This is a genomic window from Mycobacterium sp. NGS33 (genome assembly GCF_059812885.1).
Genome location: NZ_JCALDN010000002.1, coordinates 362,488 through 388,018 on the forward strand (window position 1 = coordinate 362,488; position 25,531 = coordinate 388,018).

The 25,531-nt window shown below is 69.9% G+C and carries 22 protein-coding genes; 14 read left to right on the forward strand and 8 right to left on the reverse strand.

Going from position 1 to position 25,531, the window contains the following annotated elements:
- Window positions 1–3 precede the first annotated feature (3 nt).
- Genes AC5Y5B_RS05780 through AC5Y5B_RS05795 form a run of 4 tightly spaced genes read right to left on the reverse strand, consistent with a single transcriptional unit; the run spans window position 4 to window position 3,363 of the window.
- The gene (locus AC5Y5B_RS05780) at window positions 4–414 is read right to left on the reverse strand and encodes a Zn-ribbon domain-containing OB-fold protein (protein WP_112633048.1); all 411 of its coding nucleotides are present in this window, start codon (window positions 412–414) and stop codon (window positions 4–6) included.
- A complete protein-coding gene (locus AC5Y5B_RS05785; protein ID WP_112633049.1) occupies window positions 414–959 on the reverse strand; it encodes an FAS1-like dehydratase domain-containing protein in 546 nt (181 codons plus the stop codon). Before AC5Y5B_RS05785 ends, AC5Y5B_RS05780 begins: the two co-directional genes overlap by 1 nt.
- An 18-nt stretch (window positions 960–977) precedes the next feature.
- Window positions 978–2,162 (reverse strand): acyl-CoA dehydrogenase family protein, encoded by a 1,185-nt coding sequence (locus tag AC5Y5B_RS05790; RefSeq protein ID WP_112633050.1) that lies wholly within the window; start codon window positions 2,160–2,162, stop codon window positions 978–980.
- A gap of 4 nt (window positions 2,163–2,166) precedes the next feature.
- Window positions 2,167–3,363 (reverse strand): cytochrome P450, encoded by a 1,197-nt coding sequence (locus AC5Y5B_RS05795; RefSeq protein ID WP_112633051.1) that lies wholly within the window; start codon window positions 3,361–3,363, stop codon window positions 2,167–2,169.
- Window positions 3,364–3,557: 194 nt separating this feature from the next.
- Between AC5Y5B_RS05795 and AC5Y5B_RS05800 the strand changes: the two genes are divergently transcribed.
- The 5 genes from AC5Y5B_RS05800 (at window position 3,558) to AC5Y5B_RS05820 (ending at window position 11,196) form a co-directional block, all read left to right on the forward strand.
- A complete protein-coding gene (locus tag AC5Y5B_RS05800; protein ID WP_112633052.1) occupies window positions 3,558–5,018 on the forward strand; it encodes an aldehyde dehydrogenase family protein in 1,461 nt (486 codons plus the stop codon).
- The gene (locus tag AC5Y5B_RS05805) at window positions 5,015–7,306 is read left to right on the forward strand and encodes a CaiB/BaiF CoA transferase family protein (RefSeq protein ID WP_112633053.1); all 2,292 of its coding nucleotides are present in this window, start codon (window positions 5,015–5,017) and stop codon (window positions 7,304–7,306) included. The genes AC5Y5B_RS05800 and AC5Y5B_RS05805 overlap by 4 nt, the downstream gene beginning before the upstream one ends.
- 43 nt (window positions 7,307–7,349) lie before the next feature.
- Window positions 7,350–8,258 (forward strand): alpha/beta fold hydrolase, encoded by a 909-nt coding sequence (locus AC5Y5B_RS05810; protein ID WP_112633054.1) that lies wholly within the window; start codon window positions 7,350–7,352, stop codon window positions 8,256–8,258.
- 29 nt (window positions 8,259–8,287) lie between these two features.
- Complete coding sequence (locus AC5Y5B_RS05815) at window positions 8,288–9,703, forward strand: acyl-CoA synthetase (RefSeq protein WP_112633055.1); 1,416 nt, start codon at window positions 8,288–8,290, stop codon at window positions 9,701–9,703.
- Between the two features lie 197 nt (window positions 9,704–9,900).
- On the forward strand, window positions 9,901–11,196 hold the full coding sequence (locus AC5Y5B_RS05820) for an MFS transporter (protein ID WP_430918876.1): 1,296 nt from the start codon (window positions 9,901–9,903) through the stop codon (window positions 11,194–11,196).
- A gap of 9 nt (window positions 11,197–11,205) precedes the next feature.
- Here the strand turns inward: AC5Y5B_RS05820 and dapD are convergent, their stop codons facing one another.
- A complete protein-coding gene (gene dapD / locus AC5Y5B_RS05825; RefSeq protein WP_112633057.1) occupies window positions 11,206–12,159 on the reverse strand; it encodes a 2,3,4,5-tetrahydropyridine-2,6-dicarboxylate N-succinyltransferase in 954 nt (317 codons plus the stop codon).
- A 45-nt stretch (window positions 12,160–12,204) separates the two neighbouring features.
- On the opposite strand from dapD, the gene dapE reads away from it, so the two are divergent.
- Entirely contained in the window at window positions 12,205–13,269 is a 1,065-nt protein-coding gene (dapE, locus tag AC5Y5B_RS05830) for a succinyl-diaminopimelate desuccinylase (protein ID WP_112633058.1), read from the forward strand.
- On the opposite strand, the gene AC5Y5B_RS05835 is transcribed toward dapE, so the two are convergent.
- Complete coding sequence (locus AC5Y5B_RS05835; protein ID WP_289176281.1) at window positions 13,266–15,392, reverse strand: AAA family ATPase; 2,127 nt, start codon at window positions 15,390–15,392, stop codon at window positions 13,266–13,268. The genes dapE and AC5Y5B_RS05835 overlap by 4 nt on opposite strands.
- An 88-nt stretch (window positions 15,393–15,480) precedes the next feature.
- Between AC5Y5B_RS05835 and log the strand changes: the two genes are divergently transcribed.
- The 7 genes from log (at window position 15,481) to AC5Y5B_RS05870 (ending at window position 21,236) form a co-directional block, all read left to right on the forward strand.
- Window positions 15,481–16,044 carry a cytokinin riboside 5'-monophosphate phosphoribohydrolase gene (gene log, locus AC5Y5B_RS05840; RefSeq protein WP_112633059.1) on the forward strand — a complete coding sequence of 188 codons (564 nt, stop codon included), beginning with the start codon at window positions 15,481–15,483 and terminating at the stop codon, window positions 16,042–16,044.
- 75 nt (window positions 16,045–16,119) lie between these two features.
- Window positions 16,120–17,904 carry a long-chain-acyl-CoA synthetase FadD6 gene (gene fadD6, locus AC5Y5B_RS05845; protein ID WP_500004302.1) on the forward strand — a complete coding sequence of 595 codons (1,785 nt, stop codon included), beginning with the start codon at window positions 16,120–16,122 and terminating at the stop codon, window positions 17,902–17,904.
- A 115-nt stretch (window positions 17,905–18,019) separates the two neighbouring features.
- Window positions 18,020–18,895 carry a dihydropteroate synthase gene (gene folP / locus AC5Y5B_RS05850; RefSeq protein WP_165821800.1) on the forward strand — a complete coding sequence of 292 codons (876 nt, stop codon included), beginning with the start codon at window positions 18,020–18,022 and terminating at the stop codon, window positions 18,893–18,895.
- A complete protein-coding gene (locus tag AC5Y5B_RS05855) occupies window positions 18,892–19,899 on the forward strand; it encodes a glucosyl-3-phosphoglycerate synthase (RefSeq protein ID WP_112633061.1) in 1,008 nt (335 codons plus the stop codon). Before folP ends, AC5Y5B_RS05855 begins: the two co-directional genes overlap by 4 nt.
- Window positions 19,900–19,958: 59 nt before the next feature.
- Window positions 19,959–20,318: a DivIVA domain-containing protein gene (locus tag AC5Y5B_RS05860; RefSeq protein ID WP_112633062.1), complete on the forward strand. Its 360-nt coding sequence runs from the start codon at window positions 19,959–19,961 to the stop codon at window positions 20,316–20,318.
- The gene (locus tag AC5Y5B_RS05865) at window positions 20,315–20,896 is read left to right on the forward strand and encodes a DNA-3-methyladenine glycosylase I (RefSeq protein ID WP_112633063.1); all 582 of its coding nucleotides are present in this window, start codon (window positions 20,315–20,317) and stop codon (window positions 20,894–20,896) included. Before AC5Y5B_RS05860 ends, AC5Y5B_RS05865 begins: the two co-directional genes overlap by 4 nt.
- A 166-nt stretch (window positions 20,897–21,062) precedes the next feature.
- Window positions 21,063–21,236: a DUF3117 domain-containing protein gene (locus AC5Y5B_RS05870; protein ID WP_003878471.1), complete on the forward strand. Its 174-nt coding sequence runs from the start codon at window positions 21,063–21,065 to the stop codon at window positions 21,234–21,236.
- 29 nt (window positions 21,237–21,265) lie between these two features.
- Here AC5Y5B_RS05870 and glgA read toward each other — a convergent pair whose 3' ends face one another.
- Window positions 21,266–22,438 (reverse strand): glycogen synthase, encoded by a 1,173-nt coding sequence (glgA, locus tag AC5Y5B_RS05875; RefSeq protein ID WP_112633064.1) that lies wholly within the window; start codon window positions 22,436–22,438, stop codon window positions 21,266–21,268.
- Between the two features lie 170 nt (window positions 22,439–22,608).
- Between glgA and glgC the strand changes: the two genes are divergently transcribed.
- Complete coding sequence (glgC, locus tag AC5Y5B_RS05880) at window positions 22,609–23,823, forward strand: glucose-1-phosphate adenylyltransferase (protein ID WP_112633065.1); 1,215 nt, start codon at window positions 22,609–22,611, stop codon at window positions 23,821–23,823.
- Here the strand turns inward: glgC and AC5Y5B_RS05885 are convergent.
- A complete protein-coding gene (locus AC5Y5B_RS05885; protein ID WP_430918863.1) occupies window positions 23,820–25,514 on the reverse strand; it encodes a CocE/NonD family hydrolase in 1,695 nt (564 codons plus the stop codon). The genes glgC and AC5Y5B_RS05885 overlap by 4 nt on opposite strands.
- Between the last annotated feature and the right edge of the window lie 17 nt (window positions 25,515–25,531).

Genomic DNA, 25,531 nt, shown 5'->3' on the forward strand with positions numbered 1-25,531 from the left:
GGCCTACGCGCTCGGCCGGAACTGATGCAACACCAGGTCCTCGGGGCCGGAACCGTCGAACGCCTGGTAGTAGACCTCGACCGGCATTCCGGTTGTCACGTCGGCCGGATCGATGCCGGTCAGGTTGGAGACTATTCGCACCCCTTCCTCGAGTTCCACCAGTGCGACGACGTAGGGGTATTCGAAGAACGGAAACTTCGGCTCGTGCGGCATGACGTAGCTGTAGACGGTGCCACGACCCGACGACTCGATCGCCTCCCATTCCAGCGAGCGACAGTGCGGGCACATCGGCCGGGGCGGGTGACGCAGCTGCCCACAGCCGCCACAACGCTGGATCAAAAGCTTGTTCTCCCGCAAGCCGTTCCAGAAGAACTCGGTGTCCTTGGTGATCGCCGGTGCCAGACGGGCCGCCATCAGCTTGCCGGCCTGAATCGCAGGACCCGGAATCGCTGCCGCCCCAACACCTCACCGTGCTGATCGGTGTAGGTCGTCAGCCAGGTCAGGAAGAAGCCGCTGCCCAGCGCCGTCTTCTTCTCGTCGGAGACCGACTCGTAGACCGTCGTCGCGCTGATCACGTCGCCCAGCCTGGGGTAACGCTCGATCTCGAACTCCGAATTGGTCGCCACCGTGCTGGTGTATCCGGCCTCGTCGAGGAATGCCGTCGGGTTGCTGGTGATCTCGATCGGCGCCCCGCCCCGTTCCCCGATTCCCTCCAGCTTCGGCGAAGGCATGGTCCAGGACTGCAGCATCACCGGCGGCGACACGATGCCGCCGAACCGTGACGAGGCGGCGAACTCCGGGTCGATATAGACGGGGTTCATGTCGGCCATGGCGTACGCCCAGTGCCGGATCATCGGCTGGTTCACCGGGTCTGGAGCCACCGAAGGTTTCCCGGTGCCACCGGTCGGCTGCCCGACGAGGGCCCGCACTTTGGCGCTGACCGTGTCTGAGTCGCTCACTGAATACTGTCCTCCTGACTATTTCGCGGCCCGCAGGTCGCGCGGTGCCCGGGGCATGCCCAACCCGGCCATGGCGATGATGTCACGCTGAATTTCGTTGGCCCCGCCCCCGAAGGTGTTGATGACGGCCTGCCGGTAGGCCGATTCCAGCGCGCCGCGCAGCGGAGCGTCGCCGCCGCGCCGCACTCCGTTGCCGTCGAGCACTTCGAGCAGTTCCCGGGCGACCTGTCCGGTGAGCTCGGTGCCGAACACCTTGGCCGCCGACGCCTCTCCCATGCTGAGCGCGCCCTTGGTCATCGCCGCGTTCACCCGCAAATTGATCAGTTTGTACGCGGCGACTTGCGCTTCGACGCGGGCCAGGGCCTGCTGCACCCACGGCCGGTCGATGACCCGGCCGCCGTCGAGTTCGGTGGAAAGCGCCCAGTGCAGGGTCTTTTCGAACAGCGGCTCGAGCGCGCCCAGGTTGCCAAGCGCCGCGCGTTCAAAGTTCAGCTGCGTGGTGACCAGCTGCCAGCCCTGGTTTTCGGCACCCACCAGCGCGCTGACCGGCACCCGAACGTCGTCGTAGAACGTGTAGAACGTCGAGATGCCCGGCATGGTGTGCAGCGGCTGCCAGGAGAATCCCGGCGACGAGGTCGGCACGATGAGGATCGAAATGCCCTTGTGCTTCTTGGCCTCCGGATCGGTGCGCACGGCCAGCCAGATGTAGTCGGCGTAGGCCGCGCCGCTGGTGAACATCTTCTGGCCGTTGATCACATACTCGTCACCGACACGGACGGCCGTCGTCCGCACCGAGGCGAGGTCGCTGCCCGCGCCGGGTTCGGAGTATCCGATGGCGAACTCCACGGTGCCGTCCAAGATCGCCGGCAGGAACCGCCGCTTTTGCTCGTCGGTGCCGTAGTGCATCAGCGTCGGCCCGACGGTGTTGAGTGTCACCAGCGGGATGGGCGCGCTGACCCGGCGCGCCTCTTCGGAGAAGATGAACTGCTCGATGGCCGAGAACCCTTGTCCGCCATATTCTTTAGGCCAGCCGACGCCGAGTAGATTGGCCGCGGCCAGGGCGCGGACGCATTCGCGCACCGCGGGCCCGCCCTCCATGTGCTCGCTGACCGCGGCGACGCGTTCGGGCGTCATCACGGTTTCCAGGCTCACGCGGATCTCGGCGCGCAGCTTGCACTGCTCTGGCGTGTATTCGAGGTCCATCGGCTCACCCGCCCATCCGCACCGGCATGCGTTTCACGCCGGGCACCATGGTGGCCCGCATCCTGTCCACGTCGCCCACCAGCTCCATGGTGGGGAAGCGGCGCAGCAGCTCGTCGAACAGCACCGTCGCCTCCAGGCGCGCCAACTGCGCACCGACGCAGGAGTGTTCACCGCAGCCGAAGGCGATGTGCGGGTTCGGGTGGCGGCTCACGATGAACTCCTCGGAGTCGGGACCGAACACGTCCTCGTCGCGGTTGGCCGACCCGTACAGCATCACCACCACCTCGCCGGCCCGGATCCGCTGGCCGCGGATCTCGACATCGGCCGTCGCGGTGCGGGCCATGTGCACCACCGGGCTGTTCCACCGCAACATCTCTTCGACGGCGAGCGGGATGCGGGCGGGGTCCTCGACCAGCAGGCGGCGTTGGTCGGGATGCGCGATCAACGCGCACGTGCCCAGGGCGATGAGGTTGCGGGTGGTTTCGTTGCCGGCCACCAGCAGCAGGAAGGCGAAGTTGAGCAGGTCTTCATCGGTCAGCCGGTGCTCGTCGATCTCGGCCTCGGCCAGGACGGACAGCAGGTCGTCGCGTGGGTGCACCCGCCGATCGGCGATCAGCGCCTGGAAGTACTCGAAGAGCTGTCCCATCGCCACCAACGAGTCGAGCTCGATCTCGGGGTCGGCGGTCCCGGTGGCCGCATCCGACCACGCCCGGAACTGCTCCCAGTCGTCGGGCGGGGCGCCGATGAGTTCGGCGATCATCCGGGTGGGCAGCGGCGCCGCCACCTCCTCGGCGAACTCGTGCACCGAGCCGGGTTCGATGCCGTCCAGAATCCCGCGCACGATCTCGCGAATCTTCGGCTCCAACACGGCAACCCGCCGCCGGGTGAAGCCCGAATTGATCAGCTTGCGCAATTGGCGATGCCGGGGCGGGTCGCTGAAGATCAGGTTGCCCGCCTGCACGGGGTTCGGATTCGCCGGGTCCGGAATGGTGATGCCCTTCGTCGACGAGAACAGCGCCGGGTTGCTCGACACGAACCGGATGTCCTCGTACTTCAGCAGCGCCCAAAAGTTGGTGACGTCGTTCCAGCGCACCGGTGTGGTGGCGCGCAGCTCCCGGTAGGCCGGGTAGGGATCGCCGGCGTAGAAGTCGGGGGAGTGCAGCGGGAAGCTCGGCGGGCGCAGCGGCGGATGAGTCTGCACGGCAAGCCCCTCTCGCAGGACACCCGATCCGACAGATTGACGCAATCTGTCCTGCGGACTGTGTCTACTCCGTGCCGTCGCACGCTGTCAATACGACACGTACATATTGCTAGAGCTCGTAATTCACGCGATTGATGATTGACGAGGGCGACGCGGGGGTGTACACCAAGTGATCAGATGACCGGAGGAAGCACATGGCCGATTCGCCCGCTCTTGTCCAGACCTACCAGCTCTACATCGACGGCAACTGGGTCGAGCCGGCCGACGGCCGCTACGACGACGTGTCCCCATCCACCGAGGCCGTCCTGGCCACCGCCCCGGACGCCAGCGTCGCCCAGGTCGGCGACGCCATCGCGGCCGCGCGCCGCGCCTTCGACAGCGGACCGTGGGGCACGATGACCGCCGAGCAGCGCGCCGGGTGCCTGAACCAGTTGGGCGAGGCACTGACCAAGCACGCCGACGACTTCTTCGCGCTGTCCCAGGCGGAGTGGGGCTGCATCGCCAACGAGCGCATCATGCAGATCGACGGCGCCGGGTTCATGTCCATGCACGCCGCACAGCTCGCCACCCAGCTGGTCGACCAGGAGGTGTCCGGCATCAGCGCCGGAACCACCGTGTTGCGGCACGCCCCGCTGGGTGTGGTGTCGGTGCTGACGCCGTGGAACTTCCCGCACTGCCTCAACGTGATGAAGCTGAATCACGCTCTGGCGGCAGGCAATACGGTCGTGCTCAAGCCGTCACCGCTGACACCGCTGGCCGGTCTGGCGTTGGCACGGCTGATCGACGAGCACACCGACATCCCGCCCGGGGTGGTCAACGTCGTCACGCCCTCGGGCGTCGAGGCGGCCAAGCTCTTGACCACCGATCCGCGCATCGACATGGTGAGCTTCACCGGCAGCTCGGTCGTGGGCCGCCAGGTGATGTCCGCCGCGGGGGACACGATGAAGCGGATCCTGTTGGAGCTGGGCGGCAAGTCCGCCAGCATCGTCCTGGACGACGCGCAGGTCACCGACGACATGCTGCGCCAGATGCTGTTCGAATCCTGTTCGCTGCATGCCGGGCAGGCCTGCATCCTGCACAGCCGGCTGCTGCTTCCCGACTCGCTGCACGACGACGTCGTGGACCGGCTCGCCGCCCTGGCCCGTGAGGTCAAGGTGGGCGACCCCACCGACCCCGAGGTGCAGATGGGTCCGCTGATCAGTGCGGCCCAGCGCGACCGGGTGGAATCACATGTCGCCGGCGCGCGCAGTGACGGGGCGAGGCTGGTGACCGGCGGGGGCCGGCCGGCCGGGTTGGACGCCGGGTTCTATTTCGAACCGACGATCCTGTCCGAAGTGGACCCGAATTCGACTCTCGCGCAAGAGGAAGTGTTCGGTCCGGTGTTGGCCGTGTTGCGCTACCGCGACGACGACGACGCGGTCGCCATCGCGAACAACTCGCAATATGGGCTCTCCGGTGCGGTGTGGGGCGGCGACGTGGACCGGGCCGTCGGCGTGGCGCGCCGCATCCGTACCGGTCAGATCGCGGTCAACGGTGTCAGTCCCGGTGGCGCGCCGTTCGGCGGCTTCAAACTCAGCGGGCTGGGCCGCGAGGGGGGCGGGATCGGCGGCTTGTATCAATACATGGAACCGATGGCCATCGGGGTCCCCGCGTGACGGGACCCCTTGCGGGGCTGCACGTCGTCGACATCGCGAGCGAGATCTCGGGTCCGTACGCGGCAAAGCTTTTGGTCGACCTGGGCGCCGAGGTCATCAAGATCGAGCCGCCCACCGGAGACCCGCTGCGGCGCTGGGGCCCGTTCCCCGACGGCGTCCTCGACCCGGATCGGTGCGGTTTGTTCGAGTACCTCAATGCGGGCAAACGCGGTGTCGCACTTGATCTCTCGGATGGACAGGACCTGGCAGCCGCGCGCGAGCTCATCGCGCGGGCGCATCTTCTGATCGAAGACTGCCCGCCCGCCACGCTGGAGGGCTGGGGGCTGGGCGCCGGCGACCTGCAGCGCATCAGCCCAAACCTGGTGGTACTACGCATCACCGCGTTCGGTCAGTGTGGTCCATCCCGTCATCGCCCCGCCACGGCGCTCACCCTGCAGGCGGCATCGGGCTGGGTCAGCTCCCGGGACCCGCAGCGCCCGCCCGTTCAGGTCGGCGCGCGGATCGCCGAGTACGTCGCGGGTGCCTACGGTGCGCTGGGCGCGTTGACCGCGCTGCGACGGCGACCCGACGGCAGGGTCACGGAAGTCGATGTCGCACAATCCGAATCGTTGCTCTCGACGCTGCCCTATCCGATGTTGATGGCACAGCGGATGCAGCGCCTCGGCCTGCCCGCCAACCTGCGGTCGGCGCCCATGCTGGGTGTCGTCCGGGCCGCCGACGGCTGGGTGGGCATCAACTGCCTGACGGGTCAGCACTGGCTCGACGTCTGCGCCATGCTGGGCCTGCCCGAGTTCGGCGAGCACCAGATCGCGATCATGATGGGCGGGCCGGAGCGCGACGACTTCCTCGCCAAGGCCGAGCCCGCGCTGGCCGGCCAGACCGTCGCCGAGCTCGTGGAACTCGCTCAGGCCCTGCGCATCCCGGCCGCGCCCGTCAACGACGGCGCGACCGTGCTTGAGTGTCCGCAGTACGCGGCGCGGGGGTTCTTCGTTCACACCGGGGCGGCTCGGCGCCCCGGTCCACCGTTTCGGTTCTCGAAAACCCCTGTGGCGCAGCCCCGTCCGGCACCGGCCTTGCAGAGGCGGCCCCTGACGTGGGCCGGTGAAGGTCGATCGCTGCGGGCCGCGCCGGAGCCGCTGCCCTTCACCGGTCTGCGGGTGCTGGACCTGACCACGTTCTGGGCCGGGGCGTATCTGACCTGCTACCTCGGGGCGTTCGGCGCCGACATCGTCAAGGTCGAGTCGATCCAGCGGCCCGACGGGCACCGCTATTCGGGCGCCTTCGCCTACGAGGGCGACGACTGGTACGAGCGCAGCCCCATCTGGCAGGGCACCAACCTGAACAAGCGCGACCTCACGCTCGACCTGACTTCGCGGCGGGGCCTCGACATCGCCCGGCGGCTGGCCGCGCAGGCCGACGTCGTGGTGGAGAACTTCTCACCGCGAGTGGTCGAGCAGTTCGGCCTGGATTACGAGTCGCTGATATCGCTGAAGCCCGACGTGATCGTGGTCCGGATGCCCGGGTACGGCCTGCAGGGTCCGTGGCGCGACTATGTCGGCTGGGCGCTGAACTTCGAACAGACCTCGGGGATGTCGGCGGCGACCGGATACGCCGACGGGCCGCCGTGCAACCCGCAGGGGCCCGCCGACCCGATCGTCGGCGTCCATGCCGGGGTGGCGCTGCTGGCCGCCCTCGAGCACCGGCACCGCACCGGCGCCGGCCAACTCATCGAGATCGCCCAGATCGAGGTCGCCGCGGCGGTGACCGCCGAACCGGTGATCGAGTACTCGATGAACGGTGTGGTGCGCCCGCGGGAGGGCAACCGCCGGCGCGGCTACCTGCAGGGGGTCTACCCGACCAGCGAGGACGACGTGTGGGTGGCGCTGTCCGTGCCCGATCAGGCGATCGATCATGACGTGTTCGACGAGCTCGTCGCCGCCTGGACCCGCACGCAGACCGCCGCCGCGGTCGTCGCGACGCTGCAAGCGCAGGGCATCGCGGCGGAGCGGGTGATCACCGGGGACCGGATGTATGACCCCGAACTCATCGGGGCCCAGCTCGACGCCCGCGGTTACTACCAGGAGCTCGAACACCCGATCACCGGCCCGCACCGCTATCCCGGCTGGCCCTTTCACATCACCCCCGGGCCGCGGCGCCACCACCGCAGCCCGCCGCCGACGCTCGGCCAGCACAACGACGAGATCCTGCGCGGGCTGGGTTTGTCCGAGGCGGAGGTGGCCGACCTGCGCCACCAGCGGGTGATCGGCGAACGGGTGCTTAACGCCTAGGCGCCCTTTTGTAAACCGCGCGTCCCATGCCAAGCTGCTCGACATGGTCATCGAGATCGCCCGCCCCAAACTCGAAGGAAACGTCGCCGTCGGCGAAGACCGCCAGATCGGCTTCGCCGAGTTCGGCGACCCCCAGGGACGCGCGATGTTCTGGCTGCATGGCACCCCCGGCGCCCGCCGGCAGATCCCGGTCGAGGCCCGGGTCTACGCGGAGCAGCACGGCATCCGGTTGATCGGCCTCGACCGGCCCGGGATCGGTTCGTCGACGCCGCATCGTTACAAGAACATCCGGGCGTTCGCCGACGACCTGCGGACCATCGCGGACACGCTCGGCATCGACAAAATGGCCGTCATCGGCCTGTCCGGCGGCGGCCCGTACGCGCTCGCGTCCGCCGCGGTGCTGTCCGATCGGGTCGTCGCCTGCGGCGTGCTCGGCGGCGTCGCGCCGTTCCTCGGCGACGAGGGCATCACCAGCGGGCTGATGAACCTGGGCAAGCGGGTGGCGCCATTGCTGCGGCTGGGCGGTGACCCGCTGCGGATCGGCGCGAGCCTCGTCGTCCGGGCGATCCGCCCGGTCGCCAATCCCGCGCTGTATCTGTATGCCGCCATATCGCCCGAGGGTGACCGGCGCCTGCTGACCCGGCCCGAGTTCGGCGCCATGTTCCTCGACGACCTGCTCAACGGCAGCCGCAAGCAGCTAGCGGCCCCGTTCAACGACATCATCCTGTTCACCCGCGACTGGGGATTCCGGCTCGAGGAGGTCAAGGTCCCGGTCCGGTGGTGGCACGGCGACAGCGATCACATCGTGCCGTTCGCCCACGGTCAGCACGTGGTGTCCCTGCTGCCCGACTGCGAGCTCATCGTGCTCCCCGGCGAGAGCCATCTCGGCGGGCTGGGCCGCGGCGAGGAGATCCTGTCGACCCTGACGAAGATCTGGGACGAGAAAGGCTGACCGTTCCGGACGCCGGGTAGCCTGCTGACGTGCTGCTGGCGTCCCTGGATCCCTCCTCCCTGACCGCCACCGATATCGGCGACGCGGTGCGCATCGACGGCGCCGTGCTCAGCCGCAGCGACCTGGTCGGCGCCGCCACCTCGGTGGCCGAACGGGTCGGCGGCGCGGGCCGCGTCGCCATCCTGGCCGCCCCGACCGCCGCGACGGTGCTCGCGGTCACCGGCTGCCTGATCGCCGGGGTGCCCTTCGTCCCGGTGCCCGCCGACGTCGGCGCGGCCGAGCGCCGGCACATGCTCACCGACTCCGGCGTGCGGGCCTGGCTGGGCCCGGCGCCCGACCAGCCCGAGGGGCTGCCGCACATCCCGGTGCGCCTGCACGCCCGGTCCTGGCACCGCTACGCCGAGCCGTCACCCGACGCCACCGCGATGATCATCTACACCTCGGGGACGACCGGGCTGCCCAAGGGCGTCGTGCTGAGCCGGCGCGCGATCGCCGCCGACCTCGACGCCCTGGCGGAAGCCTGGCAGTGGACCGCCGACGACGTCCTGGTGCACGGCCTGCCGCTGTTTCACGTGCACGGGCTGGTGCTGGGGCTGCTCGGGTCGCTGCGGATCGGGAATCGCTTCATCCACACCGGCAAGCCGACACCGGCGGGCTACGCCCAAGCCGGCACCGACCACGGCGGCACGCTGTACTTCGGGGTGCCCACCGTGTGGTCGCGGGTGGGGACCGACGAGGCGGCCGCCCGAGCGCTGCGGCCGGCGCGGCTACTGGTGTCCGGAAGCGCGCCCCTGCCGGTTCCGGTGTTCGACCGGCTGGCCGAACTCACCGGCCACCAGCCCATCGAACGCTACGGCGCCTCGGAATCGCTGATCACGCTGTCCACCCGCGCCGACGGCGAGCGGCGCCCCGGCTGGGTGGGACTGCCGCTGGCCGGTGTGCAGACCCGGGTGCTCGACGACGACGGCGGGCTGGTGCCGCACGACGGGGAGACCGTCGGCAAGCTGCACGTGCGCGGGCCGATGATGTTCGACGGCTACCTCAACCGCCCGGACGCGACCGCCGAGGCCTTCGACGCCGACGGCTGGTATCGCACCGGCGACGTCGCGGTGATCGACGCCGACGGGATGCACCGCATCGTCGGGCGCGAATCGGTCGACCTGATCAAGTCCGGCGGCTACCGCATCGGCGCGGGTGAGATCGAGACGGTGCTGCTCGGGCATCCGGGCGTCCACGAGGCGGCGGTCGTCGGGATGCCCGACGCGGACCTGGGCCAGCGCATCGTCGCGTTCGTCGTCGGATCGGCGTCCGGCGACGAGCTGATCGACCATGTCGCCCAGCAACTTTCGGTGCACAAGCGCCCCCGCGAGGTGCGCATCGTGGACGCCCTGCCCCGCAACGCCATGGGCAAGGTCCTCAAAAAACAGCTGCTGACCGACGGCTGAGCGCCCGCTCAGCCGACTGGGCGCCCGATCGGCCGGGCGCCAAGACACGCAGCAAGTTGCCAGCTTCGGCGCCGGGCGTCGTCGCGAAGCGTCACCTACCGTCGTATCCGTGTATCGATGCAACCGCACGGTGAGCGGCCGGCATGGGTGAGCCCACCCGGCCCGTGGTCACCGCCGCCGCGCCCGCTCCTACCCCCATGCGCCGCATCGCGGTCGCCTGCCTGGTGGGCTCGGCGATCGAGTTCTACGACTTTCTGATCTACGGGACCGCGGCGGCGCTGGTGTTCCCCGCGGTGTTCTTCCCGGGCCTCGGTCCGACCGTGGCCACCATCGCCTCGATGGCGACGTTCGCGACGGCGTTCCTGTCCCGGCCGTTGGGGGCCGCCGTCTTCGGGTACTTCGGCGACCGGCTGGGCCGGAAGAAGACGCTGGTGGCCACCCTGCTCATCATGGGCGCCTCGACCGTCAGCGTGGGCCTGGTGCCCAGCACGGCGTCGATCGGGATCGCCGCGCCCCTGATCCTGGTCGTCCTGCGGCTGTTTCAAGGGTTCGCCGTCGGCGGCGAATGGGCCGGATCCGTCCTGCTGAGCGCCGAATACGCGCCCGCGGGCAGGCGCGGCTGGTACGGCATGTTCACCTCGCTGGGCGGTGGGACGGCGGGGATTCTGGCCAGCCTGACCTTTCTCGCGGTCAGCCTCACCATGGGCGAGAGCAGCCCCGCGTTCATGCAGTGGGGATGGCGGGTGCCGTTCCTGATCAGCAGCGGGCTGATCGGCATCGCCCTCTACGTGCGGTTGAACATCGACGAGACCCCGCTGTTCGTGGAGGAGAAGGCCCGCAACCTGGTGCCCAAAGCGCCGCTGGCCGAGCTGGTCCGGTTGCAGCGGCGCGAGATCGTGCTCGTCGCCGGCTGCTTCCTGGGCGGCATGGGGTTGGTCTACCTGGGCAACACGTTTCTGGTCATGTACGCCCACTCGCAATTGGGGTACTCGCGCAGCTTCATCTGGGCGGTCGGCGCGCTGGCCGGGCTGACGAGCATCGCGTTCGTGTCGTTCGGCGCCTGGCTGTCCGATCGGGTCGGGCGCCGCCGCGTGATGCTGTGCGGGCTGGCCGCGTGTCTGCCGTGGTCGTTCGTCGTCATCCCGTTGATGGATACCGGCAACCCCGTCATGTACGTGGTGGCCGTCCTGGGCTCGTTCGCCTGCGCGGCGGTGACCAATGGCCCCACCGGGGCGTTCGTTCCCGAACTGTTCGCCACGCGCTACCGGTACAGCGGCGCCGCCGTGGCGATGAACCTGGCCGGCATCCTCGGCGCGGCCGTGCCACCGCTGCTGGCGGGCACCCTGCTGGCGACCTACGGCAGCTGGGCGATCGGGCTCATGATGGCGACCCTGGTGGTGGCCAGTTTCGTGTCCGTCTACCTGCTGCCCGAAACCAAGGGAACCGCGCTGCGCGCCGTTCCGGCCGCCGAGAAGGTTTCCGCCGACTTGTAGGTGCGCGCGTCAGTTGGCGTGCAGGTCCTCGTTGAGCGCGATGCCTTGACCGCCGCGGGCCACCACTTCGACCGCCCCGCTCACCGAATTGCGGCGGAACAACAGGTTGTTGCCGCCGGAGAGCTCCAGGGCCTTCATCGTTTTGCCTTCGGGCGTAATGACTTTGGTGCCCGCGGTGACATACAGGCCGGCTTCGACGACGCAGTCGTCGCCCAAGGAGATGCCCAGGCCCGCATTGGCGCCGAGCAGGCACCGCTTGCCGATCGAGATCACCTCGGTGCCGCCGCCGGACAGCGTGCCCATGATCGAGGCCCCACCGCCGACGTCGGAGCCGTCGCCCACCACCACGCCCGCGGAGATGCGGCCCTCGACCATCGACGCACCCAGCGTGCCGGCGTTGTAGTTGACGAAGCCCTCGTGCATCACCGTCGTGCCCGGGGCCAGGTGGGCGCCCAGGCGCACCCGGTCGGCGTCGGCGATGCGCACCCCGGCAGGCAGGACGTAGTCGACCATGCGGGGGAACTTGTCGACGCCGTAGACGGTCACCGGTCCGTGCCGGCGCAACCGGGCCCGGACCGCCTCGAATCCCTCGATGGCGCAAGGCCCGCGGTTAGTCCACACGACATTGGTCAATACCCCGAATAAGCCGCCGGCGTTCAGTCCGTGCGGCGCCACCAGCCGGTGCGAGAGCAGATGCAATCGCAGGTAGGCGTCGTAGGCGTCGGCGGCCACGTCGTCCAGCGAGCCGATGACCGTGCGCACGGCAACGGTCTCGGTGCCGCGGTCGTCGTCGCGTCCGATCAGCGTGGTCAGTTCCGGGGGGATGTCGGACAGGGCCAGCCGCGACGTCCCGCTGGTGCCCGAGTCGGTCAGTTCCGGTGCGGGAAACCACGTGTCGAGGATCGATCCGTCGGCGGCCAGCGTTGCCAGGCCTATTCCTTCGGCACCTGCTGCTCTTGTCACGGCGGTCAGGTTACTTGCCGCACGGCAGCGGATAACCTGGGACCCGTGCTGGACTTACCCGGAGATCCGATCGCGCTCACCGCCGCGCTGGTCGACATCCCCAGCGAATCGAGGGACGAAGCGCGGCTGGCCGACGAGGTCGAGGCCGCGTTGCGGGCCCAGACCTCCGGGTTCGAGATCGTCCGCAACGGCAACGCCGTGCTGGCGCGCACCCACCACCAGCGGCCGTCGCGGGTGCTGCTCGCCGGGCACCTGGACACCGTGCCGGTGGCCGGAAACCTGCCCAGCCGCCGCGAGGGCGGCGACCTGTACGGCTGCGGCACGGCGGACATGAAATCCGGCGACGCGGTTTTCCTGCATCTGGCGGCCACCGTGGCCGACCCGGTGCACGATCTCACGCTGGTGATGTACGACTGCGAGGAAATCGACGCCGCCGCAAACGGATTGGGCCGCATCGAACGCGAGCTGCCCGAGTGGCTGTCCGCCGATGTCGCCATCCTGGGCGAGCCGACCGGCGGCTACATCGAAGCCGGCTGCCAGGGCACCCTGCGGGTGGTGGTCAGCGCCACCGGGACCCGCGCCCATTCGGCGCGATCCTGGTTGGGGGACAACGCGATTCACAAGCTGGGCGCCGTGCTGGAACGGCTGGCCGCCTACGAGGCGCGCAGCGTCGACATCGACGGTTGCGTCTACCGCGAGGGCCTGTCGGCCGTGCGCATCGACGGCGGCGTGGCCGGCAACGTCATCCCCGACGCGGCCGCGGTGACCGTCAATTTCCGCTTCGCGCCGGACCGTTCGTTGCCCGACGCGCTGCAACACGTGCATGACGTGTTCGCCGGGCTGGACGTGCGCATCGAACAGACCGACGCGGCGGCCGGTGCGCTGCCCGGGCTGTCCCAACCCGCCGCCAAGGCGCTGGTCGAGGCGGCCGGCGGCAACGTCCGCGCCAAGTACGGCTGGACGGACGTGGCACGGTTCGCGGCCGTGGGCATACCGGCGGTCAACTTCGGGCCCGGCGATCCCAACCTGGCGCACAAGCGCGACGAGCGGGTCGCGGTCGCCAACATCACCGCCGCGGTGGACGTGCTGAGGGGCTACCTGAGCGGCTAGGCCTTACCGCCGCCACACCGTTGCGCCTGGGCGGCCGCGTCGGCGGCCGCCGCGTGCATGCCGATCGACGTCAACTCGTCCGACACCGCCCGCAGCCCGGCGCCATCGCCGGCGGCCAGCGCGCGGGCGTGGGACAGCGCGAGCCTGCCTGCGACGCAGTCGATCTCGTCGCATAGCCGGCCCAGGGGATCGGCGGCCCGGACGTCGCCCAGCCGCACCGCCTCGTGCCAGACCCGCAACGCCACCCCCCGCTGCCCGCCGCGTTCGGCCATCCGGGCGGCGTCGCGCGCGGCGGCCACCGCGCCATGCGTGTCCCGCACCAGGGCCAGCCGCCACGCTCGCGCCACCCCGAGCTCGGGCGCGAACAGTGCGGACTTGGTGCCGTGGCGGGATTCGGCCCGGCTCAACGCCTTTGCCGCCGCGGCGGTATCGCCCCGCTGGGCCAGCGCGGTGGCCAGCAGTGTCAGTGACAACGGACCCCACGAATAACCGGTGCGCTGTAAGGTGGCGGCAGCCGGACCCAATAGCTCTGCCGCGGAAGCGAATTCACCACCGGCGATCAGCACGTGCGCCAGCAGCACCTCACCGATCGCGCGACCCGGCTGCTGCAGCTCGGCGAAATCGGTGAACTGCTGCGCGAGCTGGCGCGCCTGGTCGGGCCGGCCCGCCATCAACAGCGCGGTGGTCTGCCCCAGGCCGATGGTGAAGCGCAGCAGCCCGGGATGTTCGGCGCCCAGGGCCCGCTGCGCCAGCGGCTCGACATCATCGAATCGGCCCTCGCGCGCCGAGCACAATGCGGCCGCACTGGCCGCCCAGGCCACCGCCTGGTCGTCGGCCGCCGGCGACGCGAGGACGTCGCCGGCGACCTTCACCGCGTGACCGACGTTGCCGGCGTTCATCGCGAACGTCGCGCTCAGCGCGTCCAGGGTGGTGCGCAGGCCGGTATCGGTGACCCGGTTGCGCACCGTTCGCAGGAACGCGGTGGCGCGCTCCGGTTCGCTCAGCATCCAGAATTGGTTCGCCGCCCGCAGCAGCGCCCAATCCATCAGCGCCGCTTCGGTCAGCGCGCTGGAGTCGACATCGGCCAGCACCGCGTCCGCCTCGCGGCCGCGGCCCTGCCACGCCAGGGCGTGCGCCAGCGCGAGCCGCGCCGCCAGCCCGCCGGACCGCTGCAGCGCCGACCGGGCCAACCGCTCACCCAGCGCCAGGTCGCCCAGCCGCAGCGCCTGCTGCGCGGCGGCGGAGACGTCGGCGGTCCGCGGCAAAGTATCGCTGTCCAGCGCCAGCGACACCAGCCGCAACCGGTCGCTGAGGTGGTCGGACGGCCGCCGCTCCAGCAGCGTGACCAGGTCGGTGCGTCGATGCCGGGCGTCGTCGGGATCCAGCGCGGCCCGCGTCCGCTCGGCGAACAGCGGATGGGCGGTGTAGACCACCGGATCGTCGGAGGAACCGCCGCGCGCCCGGGTCTCGGCCGCGCCCCACGCCACCGCGTCGGCCACCGCGCCGTCACCGGCGAGCGCGGTCAGATCGGCGACCGACAGCGGCTCGGCGACGGCCAGATACTCCAGCACCGACCGCGCCCCGGTGGGCAGCTCGGCGAGGAACGCGTCGATCTCCGCCGGGGTGGTCGCCCCACCCGGCGGCGCGATGTCGATCCGGGTGAGCAGGTCGTCGCCCCACAGCGCCGCGACCGCCTCGGGAGCGGAATCGGCGCGGGCGGTGACGATGAGAAGTCCGGCGCCGTCCCGCGCCAGCTGGTACACCAGCGTGGCCGACAACACGTCCAGGTGGTGGGCGTCGTCGACCACGAGCAGCAGGTCGTCACCGCCCAGCGACGCCCGGGCGGCCCGCAGCAGCGCGGCCGGCTTGCCGAGATCGGCGATCTCCACCAGGTGGCTGAACGCCCCGAACGGAACCGCGCGTTCGGTCGGGGTGCCGGTCACCCAGCGGAGGAGCGTGGCGGGATTGCGCTCGGCAAAACGCTCGGCGGCCACCCGGGCCAGCGTGGATTTGCCGACGCCGTCGGGCCCCACCACCACCGCTCCGCGCGCCCCGCCGGCCAACGCCGCATCGAGCCGCTCGGCGGCCGTCGCATGTCGGGGGACGTTCCATCGAATCGGCACCGCCGAATTTTATGGCGCGCGACCCGCGCGGCAGGGCGAAAGCCCCACATATGACGGGCTGTAGGCGGTTGGTCTACCTTTGGCGGATATGCCCGGCGAACCCGATTCATCAGGCGAGTGGTCGGTCTGCGTGTACTGCGCATCCGGCCCGCAGCACCCCGAATTGCTCGGCGTCGCTACGGAACTCGGCGAGGCGATCGCCGAGCGCGGCTGGACGCTGGTGTGGGGCGGCGGCCGGGTCTCGGCGATGGGTGCGGTCGCGACGGCCGCGCGCGCCCGCGGCGGCCGGACCGTCGGCGTCATCCCCAAGATCCTGATGCGCCGCGAGATCGCCGACGCGGACGCCGACGAGCTGATCGTCAGCAACACCATGCACGAGCGCAAGCAGCTCATGGAAGACCGGGCCGACGCGTTCGTCGTCCTACCCGGTGGCATCGGCACCCTCGACGAGTTGCTCGACTCCTGGACGACGGGCTTCCTGGGCCTGCATGACAAACCCATCGTGCTGCTGGACCCCTTCGGCCACTACGAGGGGCTGTGGACCTGGTTGTGCGGGTTACTGGACAGCGGCTACGTCTCGCAGGTGGCGATGGACCGGTTGGTGCTGGTCGACAAGGTCAGTGCGGCGCTGGACGCCTGCGCGCCCGCCTGAGGCCGCCGCCCGGTTTGCCACCCCTATTAGGCTGTCCGCCGAGCTTGACTTTGGAAAACGAATCGAGGGGATCACGTGTCCGATCGTGACGGGGGAGCGCGCACGGCGGTCAAACTGACCGACGTCGCATTTCGGGCGCCGGCCGTGCTGGCCGACCTGCCGGTGATCGTGCGCGGCGCGATGACCGGGCTGCTGGCCCAGCCGGGCTCGAAGAAATCGATCGGCACGGTGTTCGCCGACCGGGCCGCCCGCTACGGGGACCGGATCTTCCTGCGGTTCGGCGATCAGCAACTGACCTACCGCGACGCCAACGCCGCCGCCAACCGATACGCGGCCGTGCTGGCCGCGCGCGGTGTCGGCCAGGGCGACGTCGTCGCCATCATGCTGCGCAACTCGCCGCAGACCGTGCTGGCCATGCTGGCCGCGGTCAAGTGCGGCGCGGTGGCCGGCATGCTCAACTACCACCAGCGCGGCGAGGTGCTCGCGCACAGCCTGGGCCTGCTGGACGCCAAGGTGCTCATCGCCGAGGCCGACCTGGTCAGCGCGGTCGCCGAGTGCGGCGGCGCGGGCAGCACCGAGACGCTGACCGTCGAGGACCTGGAGCGGTTCGCGGTGAGCGCCCCGGCCACCAACCCGGCGTCGGCGTCGGCCGTGCATGCCAGGGACACCGCCTTCTACATCTTCACCTCCGGCACAACCGGTTTCCCCAAGGCCAGCGTGATGACGCACCTGCGGTGGCTCAAGGCGCTCGCGGCGTTCGGCGGCATCGGGTTGCGGCTGAAGAGCTCCGACACCCTCTACTGCTGCCTGCCGCTGTACCACAACAACGCGCTGACGGTGGCGCTGTCCTCGGTGATCAACTCGGGCGCGACGCTGGCGCTGGGCAAGTCGTTCTCGGCGTCGAAGTTCTGGGACGAGGTGATCGCCAACGAGGCCACGGCGTTCATCTACATCGGCGAGGTGTGCCGGTACCTGCTCAACCAGCCGGCCAAGCCCACCGACCGCGCGCACAAGGTGCGGGTGATTGCCGGAAACGGCCTGCGCCCGGAGATCTGGGACGAGTTCACCAGCCGGTTCGGCATCGCCCGGGTCTGCGAGTTCTACGCCTCCAGCGAAGGCAATGCCGCGTTCATCAACGTCTTCAACGTGCCCCGCTCCACCGGCGTCTTCCCCATGCCGCTGGCCTACGTCGAGTACGACCCCGACACCGGCGCCCCGCTGCGCGACGACAACGGGCGGGTGCGCCGGGTGCCGGCCGGCGAGCCCGGTTTGTTGCTCAGCCCGGTCAACCGGCTGCAGCCCTTCGACGGCTACACCGACCCCGAGTCCAGCGAAAAGAAGTTGGTGCGCAACGCCTTTCGTGAGGGCGATTGCTGGTTCAACACCGGCGACGTGATGAGCCCGCAGGGGCTGGGTCACGCCGCGTTCGTCGACCGGCTCGGCGACACGTTCCGCTGGAAGGGTGAGAACGTGGCCACCACGCAGGTCGAGGCGGCGCTGTCGTCCGACGAGCACGTCGAGGACTGCACGGTCTTCGGCGTCGAGGTGCCGCGCACCGGCGGCCGCGCCGGGATGGCCGCGGTCAAGCTGCGCGAGGGCGCCGAGTTCGACGGGAAGTCGCTGGCCCGCGCCGTGTACGAGCAGCTGCCCGTCTACGCACTGCCGCTGTTCGTGCGGGTGGTGGAGTCGATCGAGCAGACCACCACCTTCAAGAGTCGCAAGGTGGAGCTGCGTGAGCAGGCGTACGGCCCCGACGTGAAGGACCCGCTGTACGTGCTGGCCGGGCGCGACGAAGGCTACGTGCCGTACTACGACGAGTACCCCGACGAGGTAGCCGACGGTAAGCGGCCGAAGGGCTGAGCGTCCCGTTCCCGCCGAGTGTGCGCCTAGCCGCACGTTCGGCGTGGAGTGTGCGGCTGGCCGCACACTCGATCCCCGGGCCGCATCCGGCGCGGTGACCGGGCACCATAGACGTGTGCATTCGAGCTTCTGCGGCCGCCCGGTCGCCGGCGATCGCGCGCTGATCATGGCGATCGTCAACCGCACCCCGGACTCGTTCTATGACCGGGGCGCGACGTTCAGCGACGAGGCCGCCAGGGCGGCGGTGCATCGGGCCGTCGCCGAGGGCGCCGACGTCATCGACGTCGGCGGGGTCAAGGCCGGGCCCGGTCAAGAGGTCGACGCCGACACCGAGATCGCCCGGCTGGTGCCCTTCATCGAGTGGCTGCGCGACGCCTATCCGGATCAGCTGATCAGCGCCGACACCTGGCGCGCCGAGGTGGCCAAGGTGGCCTGTGCGGCCGGTGCGGACCTGATCAACGACACCTGGGGCGGCATCGACCCGGCGCTGCCGGAGGTGGCCGCGGAGTTCGGCGCCGGCCTGGTGTGTTCGCACACCGGCAACGCGCTGCCGCGCACCCGCCCGTTCCGGGTGAACTACGGGACCACCACCCGCGGCGTGGTCGACGACGTCATCGCCCAGGTCACCGCGGCCGCCGAGCGGGCGGTGGCGTGCGGTGTGGCCCGTGACCGGGTGCTGATCGACCCGACCCACGACTTCGGCAAGAACACCTTTCACGGGCTGCTGCTGTTGCGCCACGTGGGCGATCTCGTGAACACCGGGTGGCCCGTGCTCATGGCTTTGAGTAACAAGGACTTCGTCGGGGAGACTCTGGGGGTGGAATTGACCGAACGCCTCGAGGGGACGTTGGCGGCGACCGCGCTGGCGGCCGCCGCCGGTGCGCGGATGTTCCGCGTCCACGAGGTCGCGGCCACCCGCCGGGTGCTGGAAATGGTGGCCTCGATCCAGGGGACGCGCCCGCCGACGCGCACGGTGCGGGGGCTGGCATGACGGCCTCGGACCTGGTCGCCGGCGATCTCGCCAACGGCAGGGTGCATGCCGCCCGGCCCGGCGACGTGTGGCTGGCCAACGACAGGCGGAACCGTCCGGGCTGGACCATCGCCGACCTGGAGGCCGCGAAGGCCGGGCGGACCATCTCGGTGGTGCTGCCCGCCCTCGACGAGGAAGACACCATCGCGTCGGTGATCGAGAGCATCTCACCGCTGGTAGACGGGCTGGTCGACGAGCTGATCGTGCTGGACTCCGGCTCCACGGACGACACCGAGATCCGGGCCGTCGCCGCCGGCGCCCGCGTCGTCAGCCGCGAGCAGGCCTTGCCCGAGGTGCCGATACGCCCCGGGAAGGGCGAGGCGTTGTGGCGCTCACTGGCGGCCACCAGCGGCGACATCGTGGTGTTCGTCGACTCCGACCTGATCAACCCGCACCCGATGTTCGTGCCGTGGCTGGTCGGCCCGCTGCTCACCGGCGACGGCGTGCACCTGGTCAAAAGCTTCTACCGACGGCCGCTGCGGGGCAGCGAGCTCAGCGACGTCGGCGACGTCGGCGGCGACGTCAGCGCCACCGGCGGTGGGCGGGTCACCGAGCTGGTCGCCCGGCCGCTGCTGTCGGCGCTGCGGCCCGAGCTGGGTTCCGTCCTCCAGCCGCTCGGCGGGGAGTACGCCGCCACCCGGGAACTGCTGACCTCGGTGCCGTTCGCGCCGGGCTACGGCGTGGAGATCGGCCTGCTGGTGGACACCTTCGACCGGCTGGGTCTCGAGGCGATCGCGCAGGTCAACCTCGGGGTGCGGGCGCATCGCAACCGGCCGCTGGCCGACTTGGGCGTGATGAGCCGCCAAATCATCGCGACCCTCCTCTCGCGCTGCGGGATCCCGGACTCCGGCGTCGGGCTGACTCAGTTCGTCGCCGACGGTCCCGAGGGGCACGGCTACACCCAGCGCACCTCGCCGGTGTCGCTGGCGGACCGGCCCCCGATGCAGGCGATCAGACCGCGGTAGGCCCGCGGCGGGTCACGCTGGCCGCCGCGGTGTCGGTGGCATAGGGCAGTATCGATCCCGTGGCGTTGGTGTTGCTGTACCTGGTGGTTCTGGTGCTGGTGGCGATCGTCCTGTTCGGCGCGGCCAGCCTGTTGTTCGGTCGCGGCGAGCAGCTGCCGCCCTTGCCGCGGGGGACGACGGCCACGGTCCTGCCCGCGTTCGGGGTGACCGGCTCCGACGTCGACGCGGTCAAGTTCACCCAGGTGCTGCGCGGCTACAAGACCAGCGAAGTGGACTGGGTGCTGGACCGGCTCGCGCGGGAGCTCGAGGCGCTGCGCGGCCAGCTGGCGGCCGTGCACGCCGCGCCGGCGGCCGGGACCGAGGCCGAAGGCGAATCCGGGGAACCCGACGACGGCGAGGATCGTCAGGACTCAATGTGAGTGAAGACGAGCTGGTTCGCTGCAGTTGGGCGACCGTGCGGCCGGGACCCGATTTCGAGCTCTACCGCGACTACCACGACCGCGAGTGGGGCCAGCCGGTGCGCGACGGGGTCGCGTTGTTCGAGCGGATGAGCCTGGAGGCCTTTCAAAGTGGCCTGTCGTGGCTGATCATCCTGCGGAAACGGGAGAATTTCCGGCGCGCGTTCGACCGCTTCGACATCACGGCGGTCGCCGAATACACCGATGCCGACGTGCAGCGGCTGCTGGCCGACCAGGGAATCGTGCGCAACCGGGCCAAGATTGAGGCGACGATCGCCAATGCGCGGGCCGCCGCCGAACTGGGAAGCGCGGCGGACCTGGCCGACCTGCTGTGGTCGTTTGCGCCGTCGCCGCGATCCCGGCCGGCCGACCCGGCCGAAATCCCCTCGGCCACTGACGAATCGAAGGCCATGGCGCGTGAGCTCAAGCGGCGCGGGTTCCGCTTCGTCGGGCCCACCACCGCCTATGCGCTGATGCAGGCGACCGGGATGGTCGACGACCATATCCGCGGTTGCTGGGTGCCCGCGGCGGCCCGCTGAGCGCACAGGAGTGGGTCTTTGTACAAGTGATGACCTGGATAGGGAACAATGGGGGGGTGATAAGGCAGTTCGATGCCGGGCATGGCTTGAAGTTCGCTGGCGGGGCTTGCTCGGTGCCGACCAGGTCCGCACGGGCGGGCCAGCTCGAATCTGGAGGGAGTACTCGATGGCGGCGATGAAGCCCCGGACCGGAGACGGTCCTCTGGAAGCAACAAAGGAGGGGCGCGGCATCGTGATGCGGGTACCACTTGAGGGAGGCGGTCGGCTGGTCGTCGAACTGACGCCGGACGAAGCCGCCGCCCTCGGTGACGAACTCAAGGGCGTCACGAGCTCCAGCTAGGGCTTGCCGCCGAACGGATGTCGGCGGCGCTACGCACACACCTTCCGATAGATCTCCAGGGTCTGCTCGGCGACGTGGGCCCAGGAGAACTCCTCGACGCAGCGTTGGCGTCCCGCCTTGCCGTAGCGCTGCGCTTTGTCGCGGTCGGCGATCAGCTCGTTGACCGCCTCGGCCAGCCCGGCCTGATAGCCCCGAGCGTCCTCGGGGTCGTAATGCACCAGCGTCCCGGTGACCCCGTCGGCGACCACCTCCGGGATTCCGCCGACATCGGAGGCCACCACCGCGGTCGAGCAGGCCATCGCCTCCAGATTCACGATGCCCAGCGGCTCGTACACCGACGGGCACACGAAAACCGATGCGGCCGACAAAATTTCGCGTAGCTCCCCGGTGGGCAGCATCTCGCGGATCCAGAACACCCCGCTGCGACTGCGGGACAGGCCGGCCACGGCGTCGCGAATCTCGTCGGCGATCTCCGGGGTGTCGGGTGCGCCGGCGCACAACACCACCTGCGCTTCCGGGCTGAACCGGTGGGCGGCCGCCACCAGGTGGGCCAGCCCCTTCTGCCGCGTGATCCGACCGACGAACACCACGATGGGCCGGGCCGGATCGACGCCCAGTTCGGCGAGCATCGATCCGGTTTGCATCGGCCCGGCCGGGTACCAGACGTCGGTGTCGACGCCGTTGCGGATGACGTGCACGGCGCTGGGATCCAATGCGGGATAGACGCGCAGGACGTCCTCGCGCATCGCGCTACTGACCGCGATGACGGCATCCGCGGCCAGCACGGCGGTCTGCTCGACCCAGCTCGAGATCCGGTAGCCGCCACCGAGTTGCTCGGCCTTCCAGGGGCGCAGCGGCTCGAGCGAATGCGCGGTCAGCACGTGCGGAACCCCGTACAGCAACGCGGCCAGATGCCCGGCCATGCCGGCGTACCAGGTGTGCGAATGCACCACGCTGGCTTCCGATGCCGCGTTGGCCATCATCAAATCGGCCGACAGGATCGACATCGCCGCGTTGGCGCCCTGCAACCGCGGGTCGGGCTGGTGCACGTGCACTCCCTGGGCGCCGGGGCGCGGCGCGCCCATGCAATGCACGTCGACCGCGCACAGCCGGCGCAGCTGGGCGACGAGCTCGGTGACGTGTACCCCCGCGCCCCCGTAGACCTCCGGTGGGTACTCCCGCGTCATCATCGCGACCCGCATACCCGCACGGTAGTTCGCGAACGAGGCCCGCCGCGAGGCGGGTGGGCCACAAAGTCGGGGCGATCGTGGGAGCGTGCGCGGCCAAATACCTTGACGGACAGCCGCACAGAACTTCGCCAATCGACCGTTCCCCCTGGCAGCCCTTCGCCACGGCCGATAGGTTTGACACCATGAGGGAAGCGCCACACGTGCTGGGCATCGTCCTGGCCGGCGGTGAGGGCAAGCGGCTGTATCCGCTGACCGCGGACCGCGCCAAGCCCGCCGTTCCCTTTGGCGGCGCCTATCGGCTGATCGACTTCGTCCTGTCCAACCTCGTCAACGCCCGGTATCTGCGCATCTGCGTTCTCACCCAGTACAAGTCGCATTCACTGGACCGTCACATCTCGCAGAACTGGCGGCTGTCCGGCCTGGCCGGTGAATACATCACGCCGGTGCCCGCGCAGCAGCGCCTCGGCCCGCGCTGGTACACCGGCTCGGCCGACGCGATCTACCAGTCGCTCAATCTGATCTACGACGAAGACCCCGACTACATAGTGGTTTTCGGCGCCGACCACGTGTACCGGATGGACCCCGAGCAGATGGTCCGGTTCCACATCGACAGCGGCGCCGGCGCGACGGTCGCCGGCATCCGGGTGCCGCGCAGCGAGGCCACCGCGTTCGGCTGCATCGACTCCGACGAGTCGGGCCGCATTCGCAACTTCGTGGAGAAGCCGCTCGATCCGCCGGGGACCCCGGATGACCCCGAGCAGACGTTCGTGTCGATGGGCAACTACATCTTCACCACCAAGGTGCTCATCGACGCGATCCGCGCCGACGCCGACGACGACCACTCCGATCACGACATGGGCGGTGACATCATCCCGCGCCTGGTCGCCGACGGGATGGCCGCCGTCTACGACTTCAACGACAACGAGGTGCCCGGGGCCACCGACCGCGACCGGGCCTACTGGCGCGACGTGGGAACGCTGGACGCCTTCTACGACGCGCACATGGACCTGGTGTCGGTGCACCCGGTGTTCAACCTGTACAACAAGCGCTGGCCGATCCGCGGTGAGTCGGAGAACCTCGCGCCGGCCAAGTTCGTCAACGGCGGTTCCGCGCAGGAGTCGGTGGTGGGAGCGGGCAGCATCATCTCGGCGGCCTCGGTGCGCAACTCGGTGCTGTCGTCCAACGTGGTGGTCGACGACGGCGCGATCGTGGAGGGCAGCGTGATCATGCCCGGCGCCCGCGTCGGTCGCGGCGCGGTGGTGCGCCACGCGATCCTGGACAAGAACGTCGTCGTCGGGCCGGGGGAGATGGTGGGCGTGGACCTGGAAAAGGATCGCGAGCGCTTCGCGATCAGCGCCGGCGGCGTAGTCGCGGTGGGCAAGGGCGTCTGGATCTAGCCCGGTATCTCCGGAATCAGCAGTTGGGCGTCGCGCTGCGCACCCCAGTGCAAGGTGATGCGACCGCGCGGCGAGCCCTGGTACCACGCCGGAAACTGGCCGGTGAGTGGGTTTCTCGGAGACAGCCAGCGACCGGCGATCACCAACCGCAACTGTTCGCCCGCGCGGAACAACGTCGCCGACGGGCCCAGCTCGACTTCGACCTCGGCCAGCTCGCCGGGCGAGAGCGGTCGCGCGGCGGTTCCCGTGCTGACGGGTTCGTCCGGCCGGGTCCCGGAATCCAAGGCGCGCAGCGCGATCCGTTGCCATCCGGTGGTCACCCGATCGCGGCCGTAGCCGTAGGAGCCCTCGAATCCGACGAACCGTCGCCCGAACCGGCCGCGGCGCCACTTTTCCACGCCGACGAAGAGATTGGCGTCGTCACAGCCGCTGAGTTCGACCCACAACCGGGCCACCATATGACCGGTCAGCTCGACGTCCTCGGGCACCGTCCAGACGAAAGATGCTGCGCCGCAACGTGTGCCGAAGTCGACGCGGCCGGAATCGGCTGACGGCTCGGGCGTCAGCGTGTCAGCGTCGCTCAGATACATTGCGCGCCAACGGGTGCGGGCCAGCGGCCATTCGGCTTCTTCGCGCACCGCGGTGACGGTGTCGCGGTCCTCGCGCACTTCCAGGCGCACACTGCGGGAGCCCGGGACGCCATCGAGCACATCGCGGAAGAACTTCAGCTGCTCGCCCAACGCCGCTTCGGAGTAGAAGGTCGCCCACTTGCCGCCGCGATGGGTGTACAGCCGGGCGTGCTCGGAGCCGGCGTGTACGAAGGCCCGCATCGAACCGCGGCTGTGCAGGTTGTTGTCCGAGAAGCTGCCGCAGACGAGCATCGGGACCTTGATCGCCGACAGGTCCGGCGCCAGCGAGCGCCAGAACTCGTCGCGCAGCGGGTGTTCCTGTTGCATCCGTGCGAGGTCGTAGCTCTGCCGGGTGTCGCGACTGAGGTTGCGCGACCACAACCGGCTGAAGCCGATCTCGTGCACGCCGCCGGGAAACATCAGGTCGCGGTAGGCGTCGGTGAAGCCCTCCCACGGGCAGATCGCCCGCAGCGCGGGTGGCTGCAGCGCGGCGACGGCGTACTGGCTGATGGCCAGGTAGGAGACCCCGAGCATCACCACGTTGCCGTCGCACCAGGGCTGTCCGGCGATCCACTGCACCAGGTCGTAGGTGTCCTGCGCTTCCTGGAGAGACAACAGGTTCCCGGTGCCGTCGGAATGGCCGCAGCCGCGCGCGTCGGCGTTGACGACGACGAAGCCGCGCGCGGTCCACCATGCCGGATCCGGTGCCTCCCAACCGGTCAGGGTGGAAAAGGTCACCGGTTGCGGCTGACGAATCATGCGGTACTGCATCGAAAACGTGGTCTTGTTGCCGCGGCGGGTCGGCAGGTGGTCCTTGCCGTAGGGGTGAATGCTCAGGATCACCGGCCGCGCCTCGTCGCCGGCCGCCCGAAAGACGTTGATCCGCAACAGCGTTCCATCGCGGACCGCGACGGCCACATCGCGCTCGAGGCGCAGATCGGCGGGTGGGTCGGTGACGGTGACGGGCGGGCGGGCGATGCCGCGAATCCGGTTCCACGCGTACCGCAATGCGCCGGGGCGCCGCCATGGGCGGTCCCGGGCGGGCGGCCGACTGCCCAGCACGCCCCTACCCTAAGCGG

Bases quoted from the DNA above. Each gene is read 5' to 3' on its own strand.
- AC5Y5B_RS05790 (WP_112633050.1), bottom strand. From the start codon at position 2,162: ATGGACCTCGAATACACGCCAGAGCAGTGCAAGCTGCGCGCCGAGATC.
- AC5Y5B_RS05855 (WP_112633061.1), top strand. From the start codon at position 18,892: ATGACGGCCTCGGACCTGGTCGCCGGCGATCTCGCCAACGGCAGGGTG.
- AC5Y5B_RS05800 (WP_112633052.1), top strand. From the start codon at position 3,558: ATGGCCGATTCGCCCGCTCTTGTCCAGACCTACCAGCTCTACATCGAC.
- glgA (WP_112633064.1), bottom strand. From the start codon at position 22,438: ATGCGGGTCGCGATGATGACGCGGGAGTACCCACCGGAGGTCTACGGG.
- AC5Y5B_RS05810 (WP_112633054.1), top strand. From the start codon at position 7,350: ATGGTCATCGAGATCGCCCGCCCCAAACTCGAAGGAAACGTCGCCGTC.
- log (WP_112633059.1), top strand. From the start codon at position 15,481: ATGCCCGGCGAACCCGATTCATCAGGCGAGTGGTCGGTCTGCGTGTAC.
- AC5Y5B_RS05870 (WP_003878471.1), top strand. From the start codon at position 21,063: ATGGCGGCGATGAAGCCCCGGACCGGAGACGGTCCTCTGGAAGCAACA.
- glgC (WP_112633065.1), top strand. From the start codon at position 22,609: ATGAGGGAAGCGCCACACGTGCTGGGCATCGTCCTGGCCGGCGGTGAG.
- AC5Y5B_RS05780 (WP_112633048.1), bottom strand. From the start codon at position 414: ATGGCGGCCCGTCTGGCACCGGCGATCACCAAGGACACCGAGTTCTTC.
- AC5Y5B_RS05820 (WP_430918876.1), top strand. From the start codon at position 9,901: ATGCGCCGCATCGCGGTCGCCTGCCTGGTGGGCTCGGCGATCGAGTTC.